General features: G+C 67.7%; 22 protein-coding genes and 4 tRNA genes. 6 read left to right on the top strand and 20 right to left on the bottom strand.

The features are described 5' to 3' along the window. Nucleotides 1–6 precede the first annotated feature (6 nt). The 12 genes from D7325_RS19335 to dinB form a co-directional block, all read right to left on the bottom strand. On the bottom strand, nucleotides 7–492 hold the full coding sequence (locus D7325_RS19335; RefSeq protein WP_120993049.1) for a type II secretion system protein: 486 nt from the start codon (nucleotides 490–492) through the stop codon (nucleotides 7–9). After that, nucleotides 489–1,028: a hypothetical protein gene (locus tag D7325_RS00465; RefSeq protein WP_120993048.1), complete on the bottom strand. Its 540-nt coding sequence runs from the start codon at nucleotides 1,026–1,028 to the stop codon at nucleotides 489–491. The genes D7325_RS19335 and D7325_RS00465 overlap by 4 nt, the downstream gene beginning before the upstream one ends. Beyond that, a complete protein-coding gene (locus tag D7325_RS00460) occupies nucleotides 1,025–2,260 on the bottom strand; it encodes a type II secretion system F family protein (protein WP_120993047.1) in 1,236 nt (411 codons plus the stop codon). The genes D7325_RS00465 and D7325_RS00460 overlap by 4 nt, the downstream gene beginning before the upstream one ends. A 160-nt stretch (nucleotides 2,261–2,420) precedes the next feature. After that, nucleotides 2,421–4,148: a GspE/PulE family protein gene (locus tag D7325_RS00455; RefSeq protein ID WP_120993046.1), complete on the bottom strand. Its 1,728-nt coding sequence runs from the start codon at nucleotides 4,146–4,148 to the stop codon at nucleotides 2,421–2,423. Further along, on the bottom strand, nucleotides 4,145–5,572 hold the full coding sequence (locus D7325_RS00450; protein WP_120993045.1) for a tetratricopeptide repeat protein: 1,428 nt from the start codon (nucleotides 5,570–5,572) through the stop codon (nucleotides 4,145–4,147). Before D7325_RS00450 ends, D7325_RS00455 begins: the two co-directional genes overlap by 4 nt. Next, nucleotides 5,569–6,492 carry an ExeA family protein gene (locus D7325_RS00445; protein WP_120993044.1) on the bottom strand — a complete coding sequence of 308 codons (924 nt, stop codon included), beginning with the start codon at nucleotides 6,490–6,492 and terminating at the stop codon, nucleotides 5,569–5,571. Before D7325_RS00445 ends, D7325_RS00450 begins: the two co-directional genes overlap by 4 nt. A gap of 1 nt (nucleotide 6,493) precedes the next feature. Continuing rightward, the gene (gene mshL, locus D7325_RS00440) at nucleotides 6,494–8,098 is read right to left on the bottom strand and encodes a pilus (MSHA type) biogenesis protein MshL (RefSeq protein WP_120993043.1); all 1,605 of its coding nucleotides are present in this window, start codon (nucleotides 8,096–8,098) and stop codon (nucleotides 6,494–6,496) included. Next, entirely contained in the window at nucleotides 8,095–8,415 is a 321-nt protein-coding gene (locus tag D7325_RS00435) for a Type II secretory pathway component (RefSeq protein ID WP_245961980.1), read from the bottom strand. Before D7325_RS00435 ends, mshL begins: the two co-directional genes overlap by 4 nt. Before the next feature lie 10 nt (nucleotides 8,416–8,425). Then, nucleotides 8,426–9,094: a type II secretion system protein GspM gene (gene gspM, locus D7325_RS00430; RefSeq protein WP_120993042.1), complete on the bottom strand. Its 669-nt coding sequence runs from the start codon at nucleotides 9,092–9,094 to the stop codon at nucleotides 8,426–8,428. Beyond that, nucleotides 9,087–9,695: a PilN domain-containing protein gene (locus tag D7325_RS00425; protein WP_120993041.1), complete on the bottom strand. Its 609-nt coding sequence runs from the start codon at nucleotides 9,693–9,695 to the stop codon at nucleotides 9,087–9,089. The genes gspM and D7325_RS00425 overlap by 8 nt, the downstream gene beginning before the upstream one ends. Then, nucleotides 9,695–10,552, bottom strand: a complete 858-nt coding sequence (locus tag D7325_RS00420; protein ID WP_245961979.1) for a type IV pilus biogenesis protein PilM — start codon at nucleotides 10,550–10,552, stop codon at nucleotides 9,695–9,697. The genes D7325_RS00425 and D7325_RS00420 overlap by 1 nt, the downstream gene beginning before the upstream one ends. Before the next feature lie 311 nt (nucleotides 10,553–10,863). Further along, nucleotides 10,864–11,919, bottom strand: coding sequence for a DNA polymerase IV (dinB, locus tag D7325_RS00415; protein ID WP_120993039.1), 1,056 nt, complete (start codon nucleotides 11,917–11,919; stop codon nucleotides 10,864–10,866). Between the two features lie 98 nt (nucleotides 11,920–12,017). Between dinB and D7325_RS00410 the strand changes: the two genes are divergently transcribed. After that, nucleotides 12,018–12,275, top strand: a complete 258-nt coding sequence (locus D7325_RS00410) for a hypothetical protein (RefSeq protein WP_120993038.1) — start codon at nucleotides 12,018–12,020, stop codon at nucleotides 12,273–12,275. Nucleotides 12,276–12,279: 4 nt separating this feature from the next. Here the strand turns inward: D7325_RS00410 and D7325_RS00405 are convergent, their stop codons facing one another. The 7 genes from D7325_RS00405 to D7325_RS00375 form a co-directional block, all read right to left on the bottom strand. After that, nucleotides 12,280–12,729 carry an acyl-CoA thioesterase gene (locus tag D7325_RS00405; RefSeq protein ID WP_120993037.1) on the bottom strand — a complete coding sequence of 150 codons (450 nt, stop codon included), beginning with the start codon at nucleotides 12,727–12,729 and terminating at the stop codon, nucleotides 12,280–12,282. A gap of 196 nt (nucleotides 12,730–12,925) precedes the next feature. After that, a tRNA-Glu gene (locus D7325_RS00400) sits at nucleotides 12,926–13,001 on the bottom strand. A gap of 45 nt (nucleotides 13,002–13,046) precedes the next feature. Continuing rightward, nucleotides 13,047–13,122, bottom strand: a tRNA-Ala gene (locus D7325_RS00395). A gap of 49 nt (nucleotides 13,123–13,171) precedes the next feature. Next, nucleotides 13,172–13,247: transfer RNA gene (locus D7325_RS00390), tRNA-Glu, on the bottom strand. A 53-nt stretch (nucleotides 13,248–13,300) separates the two neighbouring features. Further along, nucleotides 13,301–13,376 (bottom strand) — tRNA-Ala (locus D7325_RS00385). A gap of 130 nt (nucleotides 13,377–13,506) precedes the next feature. Beyond that, nucleotides 13,507–14,988, bottom strand: a complete 1,482-nt coding sequence (gltX, locus tag D7325_RS00380; RefSeq protein WP_120993036.1) for a glutamate--tRNA ligase — start codon at nucleotides 14,986–14,988, stop codon at nucleotides 13,507–13,509. Between the two features lie 177 nt (nucleotides 14,989–15,165). Then, nucleotides 15,166–16,128, bottom strand: coding sequence for a helix-turn-helix transcriptional regulator (locus tag D7325_RS00375; RefSeq protein ID WP_120993035.1), 963 nt, complete (start codon nucleotides 16,126–16,128; stop codon nucleotides 15,166–15,168). A gap of 173 nt (nucleotides 16,129–16,301) precedes the next feature. On the opposite strand from D7325_RS00375, the gene D7325_RS00370 reads away from it, so the two are divergent. The 5 genes from D7325_RS00370 to D7325_RS00350 all read left to right on the top strand — a co-directional run bounded on the left by D7325_RS00370 (nucleotide 16,302) and on the right by D7325_RS00350 (nucleotide 22,504). Continuing rightward, the gene (locus tag D7325_RS00370) at nucleotides 16,302–18,449 is read left to right on the top strand and encodes a TonB-dependent siderophore receptor (protein ID WP_120993034.1); all 2,148 of its coding nucleotides are present in this window, start codon (nucleotides 16,302–16,304) and stop codon (nucleotides 18,447–18,449) included. Between the two features lie 64 nt (nucleotides 18,450–18,513). Beyond that, entirely contained in the window at nucleotides 18,514–18,840 is a 327-nt protein-coding gene (locus D7325_RS00365) for a DUF2218 domain-containing protein (protein ID WP_120993033.1), read from the top strand. Next, the gene (locus tag D7325_RS00360) at nucleotides 18,837–19,814 is read left to right on the top strand and encodes an alpha/beta hydrolase (RefSeq protein WP_245961978.1); all 978 of its coding nucleotides are present in this window, start codon (nucleotides 18,837–18,839) and stop codon (nucleotides 19,812–19,814) included. The genes D7325_RS00365 and D7325_RS00360 overlap by 4 nt, the downstream gene beginning before the upstream one ends. Before the next feature lie 57 nt (nucleotides 19,815–19,871). Then, nucleotides 19,872–20,513, top strand: a complete 642-nt coding sequence (locus D7325_RS00355) for an acetoacetate decarboxylase family protein (protein WP_120993032.1) — start codon at nucleotides 19,872–19,874, stop codon at nucleotides 20,511–20,513. A gap of 122 nt (nucleotides 20,514–20,635) precedes the next feature. Beyond that, a complete protein-coding gene (locus tag D7325_RS00350) occupies nucleotides 20,636–22,504 on the top strand; it encodes a polysaccharide deacetylase family protein (RefSeq protein ID WP_162987974.1) in 1,869 nt (622 codons plus the stop codon). A 4-nt stretch (nucleotides 22,505–22,508) separates the two neighbouring features. Here D7325_RS00350 and D7325_RS00345 read toward each other — a convergent pair whose 3' ends face one another. Beyond that, nucleotides 22,509–22,817: a hypothetical protein gene (locus D7325_RS00345; protein WP_120993030.1), complete on the bottom strand. Its 309-nt coding sequence runs from the start codon at nucleotides 22,815–22,817 to the stop codon at nucleotides 22,509–22,511. Nucleotides 22,818–22,909 lie beyond the last annotated feature (92 nt).

Below are 22,909 nucleotides of genomic sequence, written 5' to 3'. Positions count from 1 at the left end.
AACGCATTAGTTGAAGGTGTAGGCCACTTGGCCGGTGGTGCTGTCGTACGTGATGACGTCGTCGCCGCCGTCACGCTGATAGGTAAAGGTGCAGATCGTGTTGGCCGCGTTCTTGGTCGGCACGTAGTCGCGGTCCGTACCGGTAATCGTCGGGATGGAGCCCTGCAGCACGCTGTTCCAAACGTTGGTGCAATGCAGGTCGGTGCCTTCGGTATTCACGGGCCAGCCGGCGGCGTTGACGTCGACGGTGTTGTTACCGAAGCCGGTGATGTTCGTGTTCGGGCTGGTGCCGCTCTTGGCGCGGTTGACTTCCCACTGCGCCCGCACCAGCGCCACAGCCGAGCCCAGCGCACCGGCCGTGCCGGCGACGGCGGCTTCGTGAGCCTCCTTCGTGGCATTCATGAACCGCGGCAGCGCCACCGCCGCCAGGATGCCGAGGATGGCGATGACCACCACCAGCTCGATCAGGGTGAATCCGTTCTGTTTTTTCATCGTGTCGCTTGCTCCTCGGTTGGGGTCATCCACGCTGCCAGTTCCCTGGCCGGGACGGGTTTCAATTCCAGGCTTACGAATCCGCCCCGGCTTCGCTTGCCTGTCGTTGCCTGGTCGGGCACCGGTTGCAGGACGAAGGCGTGAAGGCCTCCGTCCGTCTCCGCGAGGCCGCTGAAGCGGCTGCGGTAGAGCACCCAGTTCCGCTGCGGCAGGTAATGCCAGCAGCCCCGTCGGGCGAGTCGGCCGTCGGCCAGCTCGCCGCAGTAGTTCTCCTGCCGCCAGCGCAGTTGGCTGAACGGATCGGCGTCCAGCCAGCCGGAGCCGATGCGCCCCGCCGCGGCCACTTGCTCGGCCGCTCGGGCGGCGAGCCCAAGCGACAGGTTTTCGCGGGTCGCCTCCATCGCGCGCGCCTCGCTGACCTGCAACACGCGCCAACCGATTGGCAGCCCCACGGCCAGCAAGGCGATCACTGCAAGCAGTCTGCCAACCGGGACGGCGAGCGCCTGGGCGCGGTGGACGTCGAGGGCGGTCGTCATGCACCGCCTCGCGCGGCCGACGCCAGTTCCCACATCGGCAGGAACACGCCCAACGCCAGCACCAGCACCATCACGCCCATCGCCACGATGAGGATCGGCTCGATGGCATCGGCCAGTTGCTTGAGGTCATAGTCGACCTCCTGCTCGTAGAAGTCCGCGACCTCGACGAAGAGGTCGTCCAGCGCACCGGTCTCTTCGCCCACGGCCATCATTTGCAGCACCAGCGGCGTGAACAGGCCGCTCGCCGAGGCGGTACGCGTCAGGGCTTCGCCGCGCTCGATGCCTTCGCGCATGCCGAGGATCGCCTGACCGATATAGCGGTTGCCGACGCTGGCGCTGTTGATCGAGAGGGTCTGCAACAAGGGCACGCCGGCCCGGTACATCATCGCGAAGGTGCGGGTGAAGCGGGCCAGCGCGATGCGCTCGAAAATCGGGCCGACGATGGGCAGGCGCAGCTTGATGCGGTCCCAGCGCAGCGCGCCGGGCTCGGTCTCGATCCAGCGGAAGAACCCGTACAGACCGCCAGCCAGCCCGATGCCGAGCAGCCACCACCAGTCGCGGAAGAAGTCGGACGTGCCGATCAGCACGCGGGTCGCCCAGGGCAACTGCGCGTGAAACTGGGCGAAGACCTTGGAGAAGGCGGGGATTACGAACAGGTTGATCACCGCCAACGCCACGCCCATCGCCACCATCACGAAGATCGGATAGCGCGTGGCCTGCTTGATGCGCTTGCGGGTCTCGCGCTCCAGCTCCAGGTAGGTCGACAGTTGCTTGAACGCCTGGTCGAGCTGGCCGGTGTTCTCGCCGACGCTGACCATGCTGACGAACAGGCTGTTGAAGACCTTCGGGTGCGCATATAGGGCGACCGCCATCGACTGGCCGCTCTCGAGGTCGGCACGTACCGCCTGCAAAACCTCGCGAAAAAACAGGTTGCGGTGCGACTCGGCCAGACCGCCGATGGCACGGATGATCGGCACGCCGGCCTTGCTCAGGCTGAACATCTGCCGGCAGAAAATGATCAGCTCGTCGAGGTCGACCCGCTTGCGCCGCAGCTTCTCGCGTGCGAGCGCCATGACGTCGACCTGCACCCGCTCGGCGAGCACGTCGATCGTCAGGGGCGTGATCTGCCGGGCCAGCAGGTCGCTGGCGGCGGCATCGGCGCTGGTGTGCTCGAGCGTACCCGTGACCTTCGCCCCGCTGCGGTCGCGGCCGGTGTAGTGGAAGGTCGGCATCAGCGATGCGCCTCCGGCTGCCGGGGATGGATGCGGGCGGAGGTGGTCGATCCAAACCCGTCGGCGAGCGAACCACACCTGTAGGAGCCGGCTTGCCGGCGAATAGGTGCCGCTGCGGTGGATAAGCTCCCCGCTGCGTGCAGACCCAGGCTGCGTGCGGTCACGCCGTCACCTCGTCTTCGGCGAGGGTCGCGGTGACCCGCAGCACTTCTTCGATGCTGGTCACGCCCGCCAATGCGTAGTCGAGTGCACAGGCGGCCAGGGGGCGGTAGTGCGGCTGCTGGCGAGCGGCTTCGGCGAAACCCTGCGGGTCGCCCCGGCGCAGCGCGGCGATCATCGGCTCGTCCAGTTCCAGCAGTTCGTAAACGCCGACCCGGCCGCTGTAGCCGCTGTTATGGCAGTGATGGCAGCCAACGCCGCGCTTGAAGTGGCGCCCCGTCAATGAGCCCCGGTGCAGCCCTTCCAGCCAGACGAGCTGGCGGGGGTCGGCTTCGTGTTCCTCCATGCAGCTTTCGCACACGCGCCGCACCAGCCGCTGGGCCAGCACGGCGTTCAGTGCGGTCGCAACGAGGAACGGTTCGACGCCCATGTCGATCAGGCGCATGGCCGAAGTCAGCGCGTCGTTGGTGTGCAGCGTCGAGAGCACCAGGTGGCCGGTGAGCGCGGCGCGCAGCCCGATCTCGGCGGTCTCCTGGTCGCGGATCTCACCGACCAGCACGATGTCCGGGTCCTGACGCAGGGCGGCGCGCAGCACGCGGGCGAAGGTCAGTTCGATCTTGGCGTTGACCTGCACCTGGTTGATGCGCGGCAGGCGGTATTCCACCGGGTCTTCCACGGTGATGATCTTTTTCTCCGGGCTGTTGAGCTCGGTGAGGCCGGCGTACAGCGTGGTGGTCTTGCCCGAGCCGGTGGGCCCGGTGACCAGCACCATGCCGTGCGGGCGCTGCAACAGGCGCCGGAAGCGCTCGAGGATGGCCGGCGGCATGCCGGTGCCTTCGAGGTTGAACATGGCCCCGCTCTGGTCGAGCAGACGCATGACCACCGACTCGCCGAACTGCACGGGCATGGTCGAGACGCGCACGTCGATGTTGCGGTTGCGCACGCGAATGTTGAAGCGGCCATCCTGCGGCAGGCGCTTCTCGGAGATGTCGAGGCCGGACATGATCTTCAGGCGCATGACCAGCGCCGAGGCGATGCGATGCTCCTTCATCACCTGCTCGTTGAGCACACCGTCGATCCGCTGGCGAATGCGCACCAGCCCCTCGTCCGGCTCGATGTGGATGTCCGAGGCCTTCATCTGCACGGCGTCTTCGAACAGGGTCTGGAGCAGGCGCACCACGGGCGCGTCGGTGTTGCTGTCGGCGCCGAGGCGCGAGAGGTCGAAGTCGCTTTCCTGCAGCTCGCCATCCAGCTCGCCGGCGATCGAGGCGATCTGGCTGGTGCGCCGATAGACCTGGTCGAGCATCGCCAGCAGCTCGCTCTCGCGCACCACCGCCGGGTGAATGCGCTTCTTGAGCAGGCGCTCCATCTCGTCCTGGGCGAACAGGTCGAGGGGGTCGGTCATGCCAACCAGCAAGCCGTCGCCTTGCCGCGACAGGATGATGACCCGGAAGCGCCGCGCCACGGCCTCGGGCAGGCTCTGGGTCAGGTTGTTGTCGAGCTTGTAATGCTTGAGCTCGATGAACGGGATCTGCAATTGCTCGGACAGCGCCTTGAGCAGGCGGCCTTCGTCGATGAAGCCGAGATCGACGACCGTGCGGCCGAGCTTGGAGCCGGTGCGCTTCTGCTCTTGCAGCGCCAGTTGCAGCTGCGTGTCGGTGATGAGGCCGGCCTGGATCAGCAGGTCGCCGATGCGCACCTTGCGCTGGCGGAGGTCGAGCGAAGTCATGGCATTTCTCCGGAAACGGCAGCGAGCGCGGCAAGGCGATCCTCGGCATAGCGCCGGGTGCTGCCGTCCAGGCCTTGCCCGCGTAGGGCGAGGCGGTAATGAGAGGCGGCTTCGCCAGGGCGATCGAGCTGTTCCAGCGCGATCGCCAGGCCCAGTCGCCATACGGGCTCGCCGGGACGCAGGCTGACCAATCGCTGGTACAGCGCGGCGCTCTCGGCCCATTCGCCGAGCTGCTGGTGGATGGCCGCCTGCAAGGCGAGGTAGTCCGGCGCTTCGGACGCCTGCGGCGCGCGTTCGCGCAAGGTGGCCACGGCGCCTTGCGCATCGCCGGCCTGCAGCTGGCCGCGAGCGAGCAGCGCGCGCAGCTCGAGGTCATGCGGCCGCCTGGCGAGCGCCGCCGGCAACCAGGTCAGCAGCTCGCCAACGCGACCGTCCGCCAGGTGGGCGCGTGCCAGCCAGCGCGCGGCCTCGGGGTTGTCCGGCTGGCTGTCACGCAACGCGGTCAGCTCGGCGATCGCGCGCGGATAGTCCTGCGCCGCCAGTGCCTGGCGGGCACGGGCGAGCGCATCGGGCTGGTGGGCGACGATGTGGATGTCCGCCGGGCCACGTTCGGTAACGGGTTCGGCGTCCACCTCGGGTTCGATGGCCTGCTCGGGGGTTGAAGTCGACGCCTCGGTCGGTGCCTCGCGCGTCGCCCAGGCTGGCAGGGCGGGTTCGTCGACGGACTCGGCCACCGGCAAGTGCGCCACATCGAGCGGTTCTTCGTCCGCTCGCGCCACCAGCGGCACCTCGATCCAGAGCTGCCAGCGGTCGCCGGCCGCTTCGAGGCGATCCTGGACCTGCAAGCCCTCCCCTTCAAGCACCAGCCGGACCTGCTCGCCCAGCGGCTCGATCTGCCAGCGGAGCTGCACCCCCTCGCGCTCGACCTGGCCCTGCATCGCCTCGCCGGCCAGCGTTACCTCGTTCAGGCGGAAGGTCACACGGGCGTCGCCGTCGCTCCGCTGGTAGCTCACCGGCTGGTCGATCAGCAGTTGCAGCGCGAACCGCTGGCCATCGTTCTGCGGCAGCACGGCCAGTAGCCGCGCCGTCGAGGGCTCGGCCGGCGTGACGATGTCGGTTGCCTCGACGATGGGCGCCTCGGTTGTCGCCGGTGATGCACTGGTCGCTGCCGGCGCGGCAACCGACTCCGCGACCGCTACCGGGGCCGCCTCCGGGATGGGCGCGGGCTGCAACCACAGCCCGACCGGAACGCCGACGATCACGGCCGCCACCGCCATCATCAGGGCCTTGCGCCCGACTGCGAGGCGTGCCCGGCGCTGGCTGGCCTGCTCGTCGGCGGCCCGCAGGCCGGCGAAGGGCGCGGCGTCGCCCGCCGAATCGCGGCGCGCTTCGAGATCACGCAGCATGTCGTTGACCAGGCTCATGTCAGCACCGTCGAGAGGCGTTCGACCCAGGGCCAGGCGCCGATGGCGGCGCCGGCGAGGCACGCCGCGAACAGCCAGCCGAGGCGCCGGGACGGTTGGAAAAAGGGCTGGGCGCCTTCGGTATCGGCCAACGCACGGCGCACATGGGTGGCCTCGATGCGCTGCGCGCCTTCGCCGAAGGCCGCCATCAGCGCCTTGTGGGCGAGCACGTTGATCAGTCGCGGAATGCCGCCGCTACCGCGGGTGAGCTGGCGCACCGCGGCGGGCGTGAAGGGCGCCTCGCCGGCAAAGCCCGCGCACGCCATGCGTCGTGCCAGGTAGCGCGCCGTGTCGGCCGCATCCAGCGGGCGCAGCCGGTAGGAAAAGGTGATGCGCTGGCGCAGCTGGCGCAGGTCATGCCGGTGCAGCAGCGCGTCGAGCTCGGGCTGGCCGAACAGCACCACCTGCAACAGCTTGCTGCGCTCGGTTTCGAGGTTGGTGAGCAGGCGCAGCCCTTCGAGCGTGTTGCGCGACAGGGCCTGCGCCTCGTCGATCAGCACGACGGTGCTGCGGCCGCTGCCGGCGATCTGGACCAGACGCTGCTGCAGCGCGGCCTGCACGCCCTGGTCGTCCAGCCACTGGGCGTCGGTGATCCCGAGTTCGTGTGCCAGCGCCTGGCGCAGGGCGCTCGGGCTGAGCGCCGGGTCCGGCAGCCAGGCCACCTGGTAGCGTTCGGCCGCCAGTTCATTGAGCAGCGCGCGACACAGCAGCGTCTTGCCGGTGCCCACTTCGCCGGTGATCTTGACGAAGCCCTCGCCCTCGGCCAACGCCACGCGCAGCAGGTTGAGGCACGCCTGGTAAGGCGCGAGCTCGACCATGAAGCCGGTGTTGGGCGTCAGCGCGAAGGGTTTTTCGCGCAGGCCGAAGAAGGCTTCGTACACCTCAGCGCAGCTCCCGGAAGGATTCGGCACTGCGGCGCAGGTCATCCAGCCACGCCTGGTCGCTGACCACTTCCGGCCGCATCAGGATGACCAGCTCGGATTGCCGGACGGCCTTGCGCTGCTGCTGGAACAGGTTGCCGACCACGGGCAGCTTCGAGGCCCAGGGTACGTTGGCGTCGTTGTTGGTGCTGCTGTTCTCCAGCAGGCCGCCGATCACCACGACCTGGCCGCTGCGCGCGCGCACGATGGAGTCGGACTGGCGAGTGGTCGACAGCGCCAGCGGCAGGTTGAAGGCGTTGTCCTCGCCACCCAGCTCGATGATCTTGTTCTGGTCTTCGACGCGGCTCACCGTCGGGCGCACGTGCAGGGTGACCTGCTCGTACTCGTCGATCTGCGGGGTGACGTCGAGCGAGATGCCCGAGAAGAACGGCGTCAGCGTCACGTCCAGGTCCGGCGCGGTGGTGCCGCCGACCAACGAGGTGGTGGTGGTCGACACGTCGGTCACGAAGTACTCATCCGTACCGACCTTGATCACCGCCTTCTGGTTGTTCAGCGTCGAGACCCGCGGGCTGGACAGCACGCGCACCTGGCCCTGGGTTTCCAGCAATTGCAGCACGCCGCTGAAGTCGCCGACGCTGACCGCCGCGCTGAACACGCCGCCGGCGCCCTGCGGCCCGTCGAGGGTGTCGCCGCTGACACCGAGGGAAATGTCGGCGTTGCCCATCGAGGCGAGCTGCGCCCAGTTGATGCCCGACTGGAAGCCTTCGGACAGCGTCACTTCCAGGATCTTCGTTTCGAGAATGACCTGGCGCTGAAGGTTGCGCTGGGCGCGCGCGAGGAAGTCGGCGACGTTCTGCTGGTCGCGGCTATTGGCGCGCACCACCAGCAAGCCGCTCTGCGGATTGACCACGACGCTGTTGTCCCCTTCCCCGCCGATGATCATGGCGATCACTTCGCGCACTTCGTTCCAGAAATCCACGCTGCTGGTGGTCACCAGCAGGCTGGCGGGCACGGTGCTGGCCGTGGTGCTGGTGGTGGTGCCGGTGGCGTCGCTGCCGGTGTCTTCGCTGGTGGTGACCTGCCCGGAGCTGACGCGGGTCTCGGTCGCCCCTTCGCGCTGCACGTTCAGGTAGTCGAGGTTGTAGGTGCGGGTGACGGCGGTGTTCGGCTGGATCTGGTAGCCGTAGCTGGTGCGGCGATAGTCGTAGCCGTAGCTGTCGCGCACCGCCGCCAGCACTTCTTCGAGCGTGACGTTACGCAGGCTGAAGGAAATGGTGCCGGTCACGTCCGGGTGGACGAGCAGGTTCTCGCCAGCGCTGTTCATCAGGCTGAGGAAGAAGTCGCGCGCCGGCATGTCATTGACCGCCACATCGAAACGCGGCCCGCTCGGCCGGGTCTCGCCGGCGGCGATCGCCAGCGGCGGCATCAGCGCCGCCTGGATGCTCGGCGGCGGCGCGGTCTTGGTGCGGTTCCGCTCGAGGCTGTCTTCGAGCAGCTGGTTGCCCTGGCGATAGAGACGCCGGTCGCCGTCCTCGAACGTCTGGCAGGCGCCGAGCAGAACGACGAGGCCCAGCAGGCCAAGGCGCGAGGGAAGGAAATGCGTCATGGGGCGATTCGACTCGGAGTGAGGATGGGAGCGGCCAGGGCCAGGTGTTCGCGCCGGCCCTGGCGCTCGATCAGCACGCCGCTGGCGTCGATCGCCAGCACGCGCACGTCGCCCAGCCGATCGCCGACCCGTAGGGTCTGGCCGTTGATCACGGCGCTGGCGGCGGCTTGGGTATGGAAAATGGCTTGCAGGCGCAGCGGGGCGGCTGCCTGCACGGCATCCTGCGGCGCGCTGGGTTGCAGCGCGACGGGCGGGCGCGTGGGGTCGAGCGCCAGCGCCGGCATGGCGAGGACGCCCAGCAGGAGCGCGATGGGCAAGTGACGTGCGTTAGACACCGACCCACCCCGCGTCACGGCTGAGCGTGTGCAATTCGAGAACGATCCGCGCGCGGGCATGCCCGTCTTCGCCGACCTGGTAGTCCAGCCGATCCCAGTGCAGCCGCCAGCCGCTCTGGCGCACCGCATCGAGGTAGCCGATCAGATCGAAATAGCCACCCTCGAGGGTCAGCCGCAGGCCGTGGCGGTAAAGCACCACCGGCACTGCCTTGGATGCCTCGCTCGGCGCCGCGGACGTGGCACCCGGCAGGCTGAGGGGTTCGCTGAAGCTGTCCAGGCCAACCAGTGTGAGGCCGGGCTCGGCCTGCAACAGCGCTTGCAGGAGCGACTTCATCTGCGCCGGCGAGACCAGCGCGCGGGTGTGCGTGTCGATGCGCGCGAGCAAGGCGTCGCGGCCGGCGAGTGCGGCGTCCAGCGCTTCACGCTGCGCGCGGTTGGGGTCGGCCGCCAGCCGCGCCTGCATGTCGGCCAGCGCCGAGTCGGCCTCCAGCAGACGGGTCTGCGCGGCAAGCCGGGCGCTCTCCCGGGTCGCGATACGGCTGCTCAGCGGGTCGGCCAGCAGGGTCACATAGAGCATGCCGAGCACGGCGAGCCCGACCCCGTAAGTCAGCCAGCGCTCGCGCGCGGCCATGCCATGCCAGCGTCGGATCAGCTCATTCATCGTCGTTTTCCTGCGCGGCACGCGAAGCCAGCCGGAACTGCAACAGGTCGCCCGGCACGCGCTCGATGTCGAAGTGACCGAAGGTGCGGCCGCTCAGCGACGCGCTGCGCCCCAGGCTGTGAAGGTAGGCGGGCAACAGGTCCTGCTTTTGTGCGAGGCCTTGAAGGGCCAGCTCGGCGCCGCCGTCATCGAGGCGGATGCGCGTCAGCCAGAGTCCCGTCGGCGGGTGTCGTTCGGCCAGACCCGCGAGCAGCGGCACGAACCCCAGCGAGCGCTGGGCATCGAGCGAATCGAGGTAGCCGGAAAGTCGTGCGAGCTCGCCGTTTTCGGCCTGCTGATCGCTGGTGCGCTGCACCAGCGCCGGGTCGAGCCGAGGCTCCTGATAGCCGGCACGCAGCGAGGCAAGTGTCTGTTCGGCGGCCTGCGCCTGCGTCTCGGCCTGCGCGGCGGCGGAGTCAGCCACCCGCCATTGCCAGCCGAGCCAGGCGGCATGGCTCGCCATGACCAGCCCCAGGGCGAGCAGCCCGACGAGCATCTGCGTCGGCCGGGGGCCGTCGGCACGGCGCTTGTCGCCCGGCTGGTAGAGGTTGATGTTCTGCATCACCGCGCCGCCTCCCGGAGCGCCGCGCCGACCGCGCCGAGGCAGCGAGCCTGAAGCGCCGGCGGCAGGTCGGCTTCGGAATGTTCGTCGAACAGCTCGCCGAGATCGAGTCGCAGCAGGTTGATCGCCATGCCGCTGGCCAGGGCCTGGTGCGTGCCCTCGGCATCGCTTTCGGTGGGCAGCAGGAACATGCGGTTGATGTAGCCCTTGCCCAGCTGGCTTTCGAAGTAGTCGAGCGAGCGCTGGATTTCCAACGCGACGCCGCCGATGTCCTGGCCGGCCCGCACCCCTTGCTCGATGCGCCGCGCCATGTAGATGTCCGGGCCGTTCTGCACGCAGATCAGGCCGTCGCTGGCGCTCAGTTGCAGCAGCGCGATGTTGATGCCGTCGGCGCCGGCCAGCAGGCCGAGGTTGCGGAACGCCATCTCGGGAATGTCGATGCTGGCCAGCACCAGCCCCGCGTCTGCCACGGCGGTGGCGATGGCGGCCATCCGCGCTTTCGGCAGCACCACGCAATAGGCCATGCGCGTCCGACCGCGGTAGGCATCGACCGGCAGCGCGAAGCTGTCGATCACCATCTCCTCGAGCGGCTGGCTGATCACGTCCTTGACGCGCCAGCGCATGGCATCGGCCAGCTCCTCGGTTGGAATATCGGGCGCTTCGAGCAGGAAGATCTGGTAGTCGGCAGGTTGCAACAGAAAATTGACGCTCAAGCCCTCCAGGCGATGGGCCTGGACGAGTTCTTTCAGCGCATCGGCCAGGCGGCCGTCGCGATGGTCGCAGCACAGCAGCCGCGGCAGGCCGGCAGGCTGTCGCTGCACCTGTGCCAGCGAGACACCCTGAGAGCACGCTTCCACGCCCAGCTGTCCAAGCGGCTTTGCCCGTTTAGTCTTGAACCAACCCACCGAAACTCCCGGCGCCGAGCGCGCGATCTGTCACCGTGGCGAGTGCCACCGCTGATATTAATTAGCCACTATTTAAGTAGGGGCAACTCTAACAACACGAAACCGAGCTGTCTAAAAATTGTCGCGTGCGGTAAGTGCCTGAAAAACGACGCCTCCTTGGTGTCGTTATCGTCCCCAGGCACCGCGGGCTTGAACTGGATCGCCAGCCATCCGTCGGCTACCGGCACGCATAGGCAAGGGAGCAAGAGGCGTGCCGCCAGGGATCAGAAGAGGTGGAGTTGCTCGAAACCGGACCGGCGGTCGATCAGTCGCACGCCTACCCCCAGCAGGCGCACCGGCTTGTTGCCGCGGGCGTAGGCCGAAGTGAGCAACGCGGCGTAGTCCTCGCGGCTGCGGCCGACGCCGGTCTGCTCCAGCGTGGTCTGGGTGAAGTCGTGGAACTTCACCTTGACGAAGGGCTTGTCGGCCCGGTAGCGCGAATCGAGCCGCGCCATGCGCCCGGCCAGCTCGTCGAGCAGCATCGGCAGCTGCGCCAGGCAGGACGCCAGGTCCGGCAGGTCGCGCTCGAACGTATGCTCGACGCTGGCCGACTGGCGTCGGCTGTCGCTCTGCACCGGTCGTTCGTCGATACCCCGCGCCAGGTTCCACAACCGCTCGCCGAACGCACCGAACTCGCGAACCAGTGCCAGCCGATCCCACGCCCTCAGATCGGCACAACGGTCGATGCCCAGTCGCTTGAGCCGCTGAGCGGTGACGCGTCCGACGCCATGCAGGCGGTCGACCGGCAGATCCTCGACGAAGGCGTCGACCTGGTCCGGCGTGATGACGAAGAGCCCGTCCGGCTTGCGCCAGTCCGACGCGATCTTGGCGAGAAACTTGTTCGGTGCCACACCGGCGGAAACCGTGATGCGCACCTGTTGCCAGACGCGTCGACGAATGTCCTGCGCGATCCGCGTGGCGCTGCCGGCGAAGTGCTCGCAGCCACTGACATCCAGGTACGCCTCGTCCAGCGACAGCGGCTCGATGCGGTCGGTATAGGTGCGAAAGATCGCGCGGATTTCCTGCGAGGCCTCGCGATAGGCGTCCATGCGGGGTCGCAGGATCAGCAGGTCCGGGCACAGGCGCAGCGCCTGCGCCGACGCCATGGCCGAGCGAATGCCATAAGCGCGCGCTTCATAGTTGCAGGTGGAAATGACCCCGCGCCGATCCGCCGAGCCGCCCACCGCGATTGGCCGGCTCGCCAGCGACGGGTCATCGCGCATCTCGATTGCGGCGAAGAAGCAGTCGCAGTCGACGTGGATGATCTTGCGCGGCGCCATACTCACCGACCGGATGAAAAACGAACAATCCCCCACCGCACAGGTCGGAAAAAGGGAAGCGAAGTATGCCTTCATTCAACCGAAGAAGGAGAACGCCGATGAAAACCCCGCTCCCCCTTGCCCTCGCCGCCGCGCTGTTTGCCACCACTGCGATGGCCAACGAAGACAGCGGCACCTACGACGTCGAGGAAACCCCCGGCAGCGCCATGCACGAGAACCACATGGATGCCGGAACGGCTGGCAAGGATGGCTCGACGAACATGGACCGCAAGATGGAAGAAGAAGTACAGGATGACTGGCGCGAGGATGCCAAGGAGCGTCGCGACGCTGAAATCGAGCCTCCGATCGGCGGCTGACCGCCTACAGCTCCAGCGGATACGGCTGCACCAGCGCCTTGCCGTAGCCGTCGATGAATTCGGGCGGCATGCGTTTCGGCCGGCCGCTCGAAAGCTCGATGCAGACGAAGGTAGTCATGGCCCGCACGAGCGTCGCCCCGTCCGCCTCACGCACCAACTGGAAGGCCCGGTTCATCTTCAGGCGCTGATCGGACTCGACGATCCAGGTCCCCATGCGCAACCGGTCGCCGGCATACGCGCTGGCCAGGTAGTCGATCTCGTGACGCAGTACGGCCATCGCCCGATCGAGTCGCCGGTAGTCGTCCAGCCCTAGACCCAGGCTCTGCGAATGCTCCCAGGCGCAACGCTCGAGCCAGGTGACATAGACCGCATTGTTGGCATGCCCCAGGCCATCGATGTGCTCGGCGGTGACTTCGATGTCGATGACGAAGGGTTGCTCGCGGTCCCAGCTCATGGTGCGTCCTCGGTTGTTCACTGTCGCAATCGGAAGGTGCGCCTGGCCCGCAGGTCACGCATTACTGGCGCAGATATACCAGACCATTCATGGCGAAGAAGTTTCCGCCGGCCGCGACACCTTTTCGACCGCCCATAAAACAAAAGGGCCACTTCCGGAGAAGCGACCCTTCAACGCCCAAAACGGGCAAAAAAACTGGCGTCCCCTAGGGGACTCGAACCCCTGTTACCGCCGTGAAAGGGCGGTGTCCTAGGCCACTAGACGAAGGGGACGAAACCTTCGAAGAACAAGGACGGCATTGCCGACCTGTCGTGGATTGGTGGAGCTAGACGGGATCGAACCGTCGACCTCTTGCATGCCATGCAAGCGCTCTCCCAGCTGAGCTATAGCCCCGGATTTAGCGTCTCTCGACGAGCAACACGAACATGCTGCGCTGGAATAGTGGCGTCCCCTAGGGGACTCGAACCCCTGTTACCGCCGTGAAAGGGCGGTGTCCTAGGCCACTAGACGAAGGGGACGCAAACCCTTCAGGTCGATCGCTTTACGGCAACCGGCGGCAAAACGCGAGATTTGGTGGAGCTAGACGGGATCGAACCGTCGACCTCTTGCATGCCATGCAAGCGCTCTCCCAGCTGAGCTATAGCCCCATCTCAAGGACGGGGCGCATATTAGGGAGGCCCCCTAGGCGTGTCAACAAAATTTTCTCCTGTCACGCCAAGCGTTTAGCGCCTCTTGCCGGCCTTTCGTCGGACCTGTCGCGACACCGGTCCGGACGAATCAGCGAATCGCCGCCAGCTGCTTCTCCCAGTCCTTGGCTTCTTTCTTCGACGTGCCGCCGAGCAGCTCCAGCGCCTGCCGCAAGCGGAAGCGAGACAGATCCGGGCCGAGGATTTCCATCGCGTCGAGTACCGACACCGAACTCGCCTGCCCCGTGATCGCCGCAAACATCAGCGGCATGACGTCACGCAGCTTGAGCTCGAGGTACTCGGCCACCGCCTGGATGCAGTCGGTGATGCGGTCCTTTTCCCACTTCCGCAAGGCTTCCAGCTTCCAGAGCACCAACTGAAGCACCTGGCGTACCTGCTCAGGGCTCAGCTTTTTATGCTCGAACAGCGTCGGGTCGAGTTTCAGCGCACCCGAGAAGAAGAAGCCGGCCAGCGGCGCGATCTGGCTGAACGTCTCGACCCGACCCTGCACGTGCGGCGCGATCCTCATCAGGTACTCGGGGTTGAGCGCCCACTTCTGCACCTCGGCGGCGAACCGCTCGACCGACAGCTCGCGGATCCACTGGCCGTTCAGCCAGGACAGCTTCTCGATGTCGAAGATCGGCCCGCCGAGCGAGACGCGGTTGATGTCGAAGTGCTCGATCATCTCCTGCAATGTGAACTTCTCGCGCTCGTCCGGCATCGACCAGCCCATGCGGCCGAGGTAGTTCAGCATCGCCTCGGGCAGGAAGCCCATGCGCTCGTAGAAGGTCACCGAGGTGGGGTTCTTGCGCTTGGACAGCTTGCTCTTGTCGGGGTTACGCAGCAGCGGCATGTAGCACAGCGCCGGTTGCTCCCAGCCGAAGTACTCGTAGAGCTTGATCAGCTTCGGCGCCGAGGGCAGCCATTCCTCGCCGCGCAGCACATGGGTGATGCCCATCAGGTGGTCGTCGACCACGTTGGCGAGGAAGTAGGTCGGCAGTCCATCGGCCTTCATCAGCACCTGCATGTCCATGCGGTCCCACGGGATTTCCACGTCTCCGCGCAGCATGTCCGGCACGACACAGGTGCCCTCGGTCGGCACCTTCATGCGTATCACATGGGACTCGCCCGCGGCGATCCGGGCCTGCGCCTGCTCGGCCGGGATGTGCATGCAGTGGCCGTCGTAGCGCGGCGTTTCCTTGCGGGCCTGCTGCTCGGCGCGCACCTGGTCGAGCCGCTCGGCGGAACAGAAGCAGGGAAACGCACGCCCCTTGCTCACCAGCTCGTCCGAGTAGCGCTTATAGATGTCGCCGCGCTCGCTCTGCCGGTACGGGCCGTGCGGGCCACCGACGTCCGGACCTTCATCCCATTCGATGCCGAGCCAGCGCAGCGCGTCGTAGATCTGCTGTTCGGATTCGCGAGTGGAACGCAGCTGGTCGGTGTCTTCGATGCGCAGGATGAACTGGCCGCCGTGCTGGCGCGCGAAGCACAGATTGAACAAGGCGATGTAGGCGGTGCCGACGTGCGGGTCGCCCGTAGGCGAGGGTGCGATGCGGGTGCGGACGGTCGTCATGGGTCTCTCTGGCGAAAGGTGGGCGCCAGGCGCGGCGCGATGCAATAAGGGCGCGATGTTAGCAGGCGTGGCTTGGCCGCCTCCAGCCGCCACCGAGCACGGCGCCTGGCATGCCTGATCGCCACGGTTTACGGACTCATGGCTGCGCGGCAGGCGCGCTGTGCCTTGCCCGGTGGATCAGAGGCGCGCCCTGATCTGTCGCGGACTGATGCCGAACTGCCGCTTGAACGCCGTGGCGAAGTTGGCCGGGCTGTTGTAGCCGGCCAGCCAGGCGGCTTCGGTGACGCTCGCACCGTCGCGCTCCAGCGCCTGGCGCGCCTGGGTCAGCCGCCGTGCGCGCAGGTACTCGAATACCGTCGTGCCGCGCACGGCCCGGAACTGGCGCTGCAACGTATTGGCATTGACGCCCATCTCCCGCGCGATGCACTCGAGCGTCCAGCCATCCGCCGCGCCGCTGTCGAGCAGATCGGTCAGTCGCCGGACCCGCTGCTGCTCGTGCGGCCGCAGGCCCGCGGTCGATTCGGTGGGCGCATCGCCCAGGCTGCCCAGCGCCTCGCAGGCGATGTCGAGGGCGCGGCTCTCCAGGTACAAGCGCTCGAGCAGCGGGTCGTAGTCCGGCGGATTGAGCATCTGCTCGGCAAGCGTCAACAGCCGCGCCGAAGGCTTCCACACGCGTGGCGCCAGATGGCTCTGCATGAACTGCCGCACCGCCCCGCCGCCAGCGCCCCCATCGCAGCGGTCGAACCACTCGGGCGTCAGGCTCACCACCAGCTTGCGGATGTGCTGGCCCCGCCGCGCATGACGTCGAAACAGCACCGGCTCGTTCATGGCCAGGGCAACGCCCTCGGGGCTGCGCCGGCGCGCGGGATGGCCCAGCGTGAGCGAGAGGCCGTCGTAGCTCACCTCGCTCTGCCCATCGAGGAAGAGCACGAAAGACAGACGCGGGCCGACCACGTTCTCGGTGACGAAGTCCTGCAGTTCCTCGCAGTCGGAACAGTGCAGCGACAACCCGTCGCGCAGCTGCAGCCAGTTGACCCGACCGAACAGCAGGCGGTCGTCGTCGGGCCTTGGCAGACGTAGGTTCGGCTGGCTCGGTGCGGGCAATTCGGCGCGACGGATGACGTGATCTGGCTGGTGCATGGCTGCTCCCCCGGGAGAAGCGACGCGGGCGCAAAGCAAATGTTCGATTGCGCAAAGGTCCGGCCGTCGCTGCGCTGGCAGACTACGCGCCGTCATCATTTGATGCAAATCGTTATCATTTGTGCAGACGTGGACAGCCGCCAACCTGTCCCGCCCGCGACAGGAGCTGCCGCATGGACCGAATCAATCGCCCCAATCGCTTCTCGCACCGTTCAGGACGCCTGCTGCTCGTCGGCCTGCTCGCGCCCTTCCCGCTCAGCGCGCTGGCGCAGGGCGTGACGACGCCGGCCGAGCCGATCGAACTGGAGAGCATCACCGTCGAGGGCAACCGCCTGTACGACATGCCGTCCTCCGAAGCGCTCGGCGGCTATACCGTGCCGGCCGCGACCGTCGGCACCAAGACCCCGGCCGAGCTGCGCGACATTCCGCAGTCGATCAGCGTCTACACCAGCGATTACATCCGCGATCGCCAGTTCGTGAACCTCGACGACCTTGCCAAGTACTCCACCGGCCTGCGCACCCTGACCAACGACAGCGGCCGCTCCTCCATCTATGCCCGCGGCTACGAGTACGACGAATTCAACATCGACGGCCTGCCCGCGCCGATGGCCAGCATCAACGGCACGCTGCCGTCGCTGTCGCCGTTCGACCGCGTCGAAGTCATGCGCGGGCCGTCCGGGCTGTTCAACAGCACCAGCGAAATGGGCGGCATCGTCAACATGGTGCGCAAGCGCCCGACGCAGGAATTCCAGGGCAGCCTGACCGGCCGCTACGGCAGCTGGGACACCAGCTACCTGGAAGCCGACCTCTCCGGCCCGCTCGACGAACAGGGCCGCATCCGCGGCCGCACGGTGATCTCCCGCGCCGACACCAACGGCGAGGTCGACTACAACGCCAACACCAGCGAGAGCTTCTACGGCGCGCTGGACATCGACCTCTCCGACGCCACCGCCATGTCGTTCGGGCTGATCCACCAGACCAAGGACATCGTCCCGCACAACGGCTACCCGGCCTCGATCGATGGCCGCCTCGAAGACTTCAGCCGCCCGACCTACCTGGGCGCCGACTGGGGCGACTTCGACGGGCGCACCACCGATGCCGTCGCCGAGCTGACCCACCGCTTCGACAACGGCGGCTACGGCCGGGTGGCGGTGCGCGGTTCCAAGCGTTCGACCGATTACCTGTATGCCTTCACCGGCCGCAACGCCACCACCGGCGCGACCAGCCTGGCCTACACCGCCCGCGATCTCGAGCAGGACACCCTCGCCGTCGACGCCAACTACAGCCAGCCGTTCGAACTGCTCGGCCAGGTCAGCGAATTCGTGATCGGCACGGACTACAAGCGCTACGACACCGAATACGCCGACGCCCGCGGCACCGTGATCCGCTCGATCGACGTCGGCACCTACGACCCTACGGACTCCGCCAAGCCAAGCATCACCTTCGGCACGCCGGTGGAAACCGAGGAACGCGAGGCCGGCCTGTACGCCAAGCTGACCTTCCGCCCGATCGAGCGGCTGGCGCTGATCGGCGGCGCCCGCGTGAGCACCTACGAAGGCGAGAACAGCGCCGCCGGCGATGTCACCGAGTCCGGCTACGTCACGCCCTACGGCGGCCTGGTGTACGACCTGGACGAGCAGCACTCGCTCTACGCCAGCTATTCGCGGGTCTTCAAGCCACAGACCGAAGCCGGCGTCGATAACCGCATCATCGACCCGCGCGAAGGCGAGCAATACGAAATCGGCGTCAAGGGCAGCTACTACGGCGGCGACCTCAACGCCCGCGTCACCGCCTTCCAGCTGACCGATGAAAACCGTGCGACTACCGCCATCGACGCATTCGGCATCCCGATCAGCGGCGCCTACGAGGCCGCCGGCAAGACCCGTATCCGCGGCGGCGAGCTGGAGATCAGCGGCTACGTCACCCCCGAATGGGAGCTGCTGGCCGGCTACACCTACATGAAGACCGAAAACCTGTCCGGCGACGAGAACAGCCTGTTCACCCTCATGCCGCGTCACCAGGCCTCGCTGTGGAGCAAATACACGCTGCCAAGCGGCGCCCTGCGCGGCCTGGGCATCGGTGCAGGCGTGACGGCGATGAGCGACTTCTCGATCACCCGCAGCAACGTCACGCTCAGTGCGCCCGGCTACGCCGTGGTCGACGCCAAGCTGTCCTACCCGGTCAGCGATCAGCTCACCGCCACGCTCGACGTCAACAACCTGCTTGATCGCACGTACTACTCGCGGGTCGGCAGCGTCGGCACCTTCAACTTCTACGGCCCGTCGCGCAACGTCATGGTCGGCGCCCGCTACGAATTCTGATCCCACCCTTCGAGCCACCGACCGTCTCCGTGACGCCGGCGGCTTCGCCATCCTGGAGACCGTCATGCCCCTGTTCCACGCCTGCGTGCCGACGCCTCGCGCGTCACGCAACATGACGCGCCTGTGCAAGCATTTCGGCCACAAGACCCAGGTGCAGGTCGACGAACACCGCGCCCACGTCGACTTCGCCTTCGGTCGGTGCCGGATGTATGCGCTGCCCGATCGCCTGCTGATCGACTGCGAGGCCGACGCCGGCGAAGCGGAAGCCCGCCTGCGCTACGTACTCGACGACCATCTGCTGCGCTTCTCCGGCGAGGAAGCCTTGCAGATCGACTGGCAGGAAGGCCCATTGCCGGACGCACCCGCCTCTTCACCAGAGGGACCGATATGACCCGCAGCAAGAAAGCCCTCGACACGAAAGCCCTGCTCGCCTCGCTGCTGATCGCGCTGAGCGGCTGCTCGGCGTCGGACATGACGCGCCGCGACGCGCAGTGGGCGCCCGTGGTGCTGCCCCACACCGAACACCGCGACCTGCATTCCCGGCACACCGGCCGCGACTACCGCATCTTCGTTTCCGAGCCGCAGGAGCCGCCACCGCCCGGCGGCTATCCGGTTCTGTACGTGCTCGACGGCAACGCCCTGTTCCCCGCCCTCGCCATCCAGGCGCAGGCGCTGGAAGCCCGTCCCGACCCCAAGCTGCGCGACTCGGTCCTGGTGGTGGGCATCGGCTATCCCGGCGAAGCGCTGTATCACTTCAACGCTCGCGCCGAGGATTACACGCCCAAGGCCGAGGATCGCCAGCGCCTGCCCGGGCGCGAGCCGCCGCCCTCTGGCGGTGCCGAGCGCTTCCTGGCCTTCATCGAGACCGAACTCAAGCCGACGATCGCCGCGCGCTATCCGGTCAACCCTGAGCGGCAGACGCTGTTCGGCCATTCCTACGGTGGGCTGTTCACGCTCTACACGCTGATGAATCGACCCGAGGCGTTCCAGGGCTACGTGGCCGCCAGCCCGTCGATCTGGTGGTACAAGGGCTACGTCGACCGCACGCTGACCGACTTCGAACGCCGCCTGGCGGCGCATCCGATCGGCGCGCGCCTGCTGGTGACGGCCGGCGGCGCCGAGCAACCGCGGCCGGACGATCCGCTCACCGACGGGCGCCGACGCCACATGGCCGAACGGCGGATGGTGGGCCACGCGCGCGACCTGGTCGCCCGCCTCCAGCCCCAACAGGCGCCCGGGCTGTACAGCGAGTTCCGCCTGTATCCGGGCGCCAACCACGGCACCAACGCCGCACACAGTTCGGTAGGTGCGCTGGAGTGGGCCGCGGCGGTCGGCAAGGCAGGGTCCGACGACGCGGCACGCTAGCCGTCGGACGGCGCCAGGCGCCCGGAACCGCCGGGCGTTGGCGGCGTCTGTCTCTGCATGGATACCGACGAACCCTCCGCCTTTCCCGAAGCGCCCTGGCACCTGACCGGCAGCGCCTGCGTGTCTGCCTGGCGTGTGCCCACGCGCGACCTGCCGCCGGCACCGACCGGGCTGGCGTACGCCACCCTGGCGGACAACGCGCTGGTATTCACGGCGTGGGCAGCGTACCTGCCGGGCGGGACGCTGGCCTACAACGAGCTTGCCGTAGCCGTGGCGGTGCGCGGCCACGGCATGCTCGCCCCCGCCGGCACCGTCACGCAGATCTGGGTCGACGAGCCCCGCTCGGTGGCGGGCGGCCGGCAGCTGTGGTCCATCCCGAAGGCGCTCGGCGAATTTGAGCTCGAACCCGGCGATGAAGAACGCGGTTTCAGAGGCCGCCTGAACGCCGACGGCCGCGCGGTCGCCTCGGTCCGCTTCGACCCGACCATGCGCCTGCCGGGCCAGCCCTCCGCCAGCGGCTTCGTGATCCAGCCTGGCCCGTGCGGCCTGCAACGCACCCGATGCCGGGGCCGGGGGCGCGTCGTCACCGGCCGGGCCAACTGGGAGTTCGCCGCCACCGGTCCGCTCGGCTACCTGCATGGCCGGACGCCGCTGTTCAGCCTCGGCGTGCGCGATCTGCAAGCCTCGTTCGGCATCTAGCACGGGGCGTCCTGCTGGCCGCTGAGCGCACAGCGTTGGCGATGCCTGGCGCCGAGTCGCTCAATAAAATCGGCTTTCTGCGGATACGCTAGGCGTCCCCCTCCGCGTTCGAAGAGATTGCCGTGCCGTTCTGGAAACAACCCGCCTTCATGGCACGTCTGTGCTTCGCGCTGCTCGCCGTCGGGCTGGGCGCCCTTGCCGTCATGGCGTTCATGGGCCGCAACACCTTCGATCGCCTCGATGCGCTGCATGGCCCGGCCGAGCCGAGTGTCCTCGCCGCGGAGGCGCCTACGGACTGGCGGCTGTATGCCAACGGCGAGGCCTCGCGGCTGGCGATCCTGCTGACCGACGAAAACGCCGCCTGGCTCGGCCTGACCCACGGCCTCAAGAGCATCGGCGTGCCCTTCACCCTCACCCGCGACGTCGCCGAGGCCAGGCGCCATCAGGTGATACTCGCCTACCCGCTGCTCTCCGGGCGGACGCTGGACGACGCCGGCCGGCTGGCGCTGCGTCGCCATGTCGAAGAGGGCGGCACGCTGATCGCCACCCAGGTGCTCGGCGGCGGCCTGCAGGACCTGTTCGGCTTCGACTCGGTCAACGAATCCCGCGCGCATCACAGCCTTACCTTCGAGCAGGCACCGAGCCTGGACTGGATCGCCCACCCGCACGAGCGCACCGTGCTGCTCGGCCAGCCCGACAAGCCCGAAAGCTGGATCGGCACCCAGGTGTACGAAGGCGCCGACCGGGTGCTGGCGCGTTTCGAAGACGGCTCGCCAGCGCTGGTCAGCGGCACGACCGCCGGCGGCGGCAGCGCCTATGCGCTGGGGTTCGACCTCGGCTTCTTCATCCTGCGCGCGCACAACGACCGCAACGAGCAGGGCTACCGGGCATACGCCAACGGCTACGAGCCCTCGGTGGACGTCTGGCTGCGCTGGTTGCGAGCGCTCTACCGGCAGCATGAGCCGCTGGCGGTGACGCTCGGCACCGTGCCGCACGGCAAGGACCTGGCCGCCGTGGTCACCTTCGACGTCGATTACGTGCAGTCGATGGAGAACCTCCTGGCCTACCGCGACCTGCTGGTCCGGCACGAGGTGCCGGCGACCTTCTTCATCCAGACCAAGTACTACCGCGACTTCCAGGACGAGGGCTTCTTCAACGACCGCACGCTCGACGTGCTCGACGCGCTGGTCGGTGCCGGCATGGAGATCGGCAGCCATTCGGTGAGCCACTCCGACCGCTACGCCTCGGTGCCGCTGGGCGACGGGCGCGAGGCGTACCCCGAGTACCAGCCGCGCGTGCTTGCCCAGGGCGACACCCAGGGCGCGACCGTGCTCGGTGAGCTGCGGGTCAGCCGCTTCCTGCTCGAGCACCTGAGCCGCGCGCAGGTCGCCTCGTTCCGTCCGGGTTATCTGGCGACGCCGCCGAGCCTGCCGGAAGCGATGCAGGCGTCCGGCTACCGCTTCTCGAGCTCGGCCACCGCCGGCAACCTGACCACCCACCTGCCCTTCCGCGCCAATGCGCAGCGGCTGTACGCCCAGGAGACGGGCATCTACGAGTTTCCGATCGCCGTGGAGGATGAGATTCCGCCGATCATGGATCAGCGCGTCGACGAGGCCGTCGACCTGGCCCAATCGCTTGCCCGCTATGGCGCCAGCTACGTGATGCTGATTCACCCGAACGAGATCGACCACAAGTACCGCTTCCTCGATGAGATCCTGCCGCGCCTCAAGCCCTTCGCCTGGTTCGGCACGCTGGGGCAGTACGGCGCCTGGTGGGCGGCGCGGGATCGGATCGCAGTCGATGTGCGACGCCAGGGCGATTCGCTCAGCCTGACGCTGACCGCCCCCACGTCGATCGAAGGGCTGGCCCTGACGCTGCCGAGCGGCTGGCAGCCTGCATCGACTCAGGGCATCGGGCCATTGCCGGACGGCCGCTGGCTGCTGGATCAGGTGCCTGCCGGCACGCTGACGCTCACCCTGCGCCAGCGTTGATCCGCTACAGGCGCTCGATCGGCCAGGCTCGAATCACCAGTTCCTCCTGGCCGAAGCGCTGCTCCAGTCGGGCGCGGTAGGCGGCCCACCAGTCGCGATCCAGCGTCTCGGCCATCACTTCGTAGACCACCACCTCGTCACGCTCGGTGTGCACGCCGTCTTCCTGCCAGAGGCCGGTGGCTGGCGCTCGCGTGAAGGCGGTCAAGCCGCCGAAGCGGGCCACCAGGGCCTCGCCGACCTCGCGATAGAGACGCCCCGCAAAGGCCTGGTCGCGGTTGTCGTAGAGCGGCAGGAGGAGCTGGATCAGGTGCATGGGCGGAATCCGTGCGAAGGGCTGTACGGTTCGACCGGCCCTGCACAGGCGGCGTTCGAACCTGCCGTCGGTGCCGAGCCGCCGCCCCGCTC

The organism is Stutzerimonas urumqiensis (assembly GCF_003640395.1).
GTDB lineage: Bacteria > Pseudomonadota > Gammaproteobacteria > Pseudomonadales > Pseudomonadaceae > Stutzerimonas > Stutzerimonas urumqiensis.
Note: the sequence above shows the minus strand (reverse complement) of the source record. Positions and strands in the feature narration are given on the sequence as shown.

Excerpts from the sequence above, each read along its gene's own strand:
- D7325_RS19335 (WP_120993049.1), bottom strand. The coding sequence starts at position 492 with ATGAAAAAACAGAACGGATTCACCCTGATCGAGCTGGTGGTGGTCATC.
- D7325_RS00370 (WP_120993034.1), top strand. The coding sequence starts at position 16,302 with ATGGACCGAATCAATCGCCCCAATCGCTTCTCGCACCGTTCAGGACGC.
- mshL (WP_120993043.1), bottom strand. The coding sequence starts at position 8,098 with ATGACGCATTTCCTTCCCTCGCGCCTTGGCCTGCTGGGCCTCGTCGTT.
- D7325_RS00360 (WP_245961978.1), top strand. The coding sequence starts at position 18,837 with ATGACCCGCAGCAAGAAAGCCCTCGACACGAAAGCCCTGCTCGCCTCG.
- dinB (WP_120993039.1), bottom strand. The coding sequence starts at position 11,919 with ATGGCGCCGCGCAAGATCATCCACGTCGACTGCGACTGCTTCTTCGCC.
- D7325_RS00460 (WP_120993047.1), bottom strand. The coding sequence starts at position 2,260 with ATGCCGACCTTCCACTACACCGGCCGCGACCGCAGCGGGGCGAAGGTC.
- D7325_RS00410 (WP_120993038.1), top strand. The coding sequence starts at position 12,018 with ATGAAAACCCCGCTCCCCCTTGCCCTCGCCGCCGCGCTGTTTGCCACC.
- D7325_RS00455 (WP_120993046.1), bottom strand. The coding sequence starts at position 4,148 with ATGACTTCGCTCGACCTCCGCCAGCGCAAGGTGCGCATCGGCGACCTG.
- D7325_RS00345 (WP_120993030.1), bottom strand. The coding sequence starts at position 22,817 with ATGCACCTGATCCAGCTCCTCCTGCCGCTCTACGACAACCGCGACCAG.
- D7325_RS00405 (WP_120993037.1), bottom strand. The coding sequence starts at position 12,729 with ATGAGCTGGGACCGCGAGCAACCCTTCGTCATCGACATCGAAGTCACC.
- D7325_RS00465 (WP_120993048.1), bottom strand. The coding sequence starts at position 1,028 with ATGACGACCGCCCTCGACGTCCACCGCGCCCAGGCGCTCGCCGTCCCG.
- gspM (WP_120993042.1), bottom strand. The coding sequence starts at position 9,094 with ATGAATGAGCTGATCCGACGCTGGCATGGCATGGCCGCGCGCGAGCGC.
- D7325_RS00425 (WP_120993041.1), bottom strand. The coding sequence starts at position 9,695 with ATGCAGAACATCAACCTCTACCAGCCGGGCGACAAGCGCCGTGCCGAC.
- D7325_RS00365 (WP_120993033.1), top strand. The coding sequence starts at position 18,514 with ATGCCCCTGTTCCACGCCTGCGTGCCGACGCCTCGCGCGTCACGCAAC.
- D7325_RS00450 (WP_120993045.1), bottom strand. The coding sequence starts at position 5,572 with ATGAGCCTGGTCAACGACATGCTGCGTGATCTCGAAGCGCGCCGCGAT.
- D7325_RS00375 (WP_120993035.1), bottom strand. The coding sequence starts at position 16,128 with ATGCACCAGCCAGATCACGTCATCCGTCGCGCCGAATTGCCCGCACCG.
- D7325_RS00355 (WP_120993032.1), top strand. The coding sequence starts at position 19,872 with ATGGATACCGACGAACCCTCCGCCTTTCCCGAAGCGCCCTGGCACCTG.
- gltX (WP_120993036.1), bottom strand. The coding sequence starts at position 14,988 with ATGACGACCGTCCGCACCCGCATCGCACCCTCGCCTACGGGCGACCCG.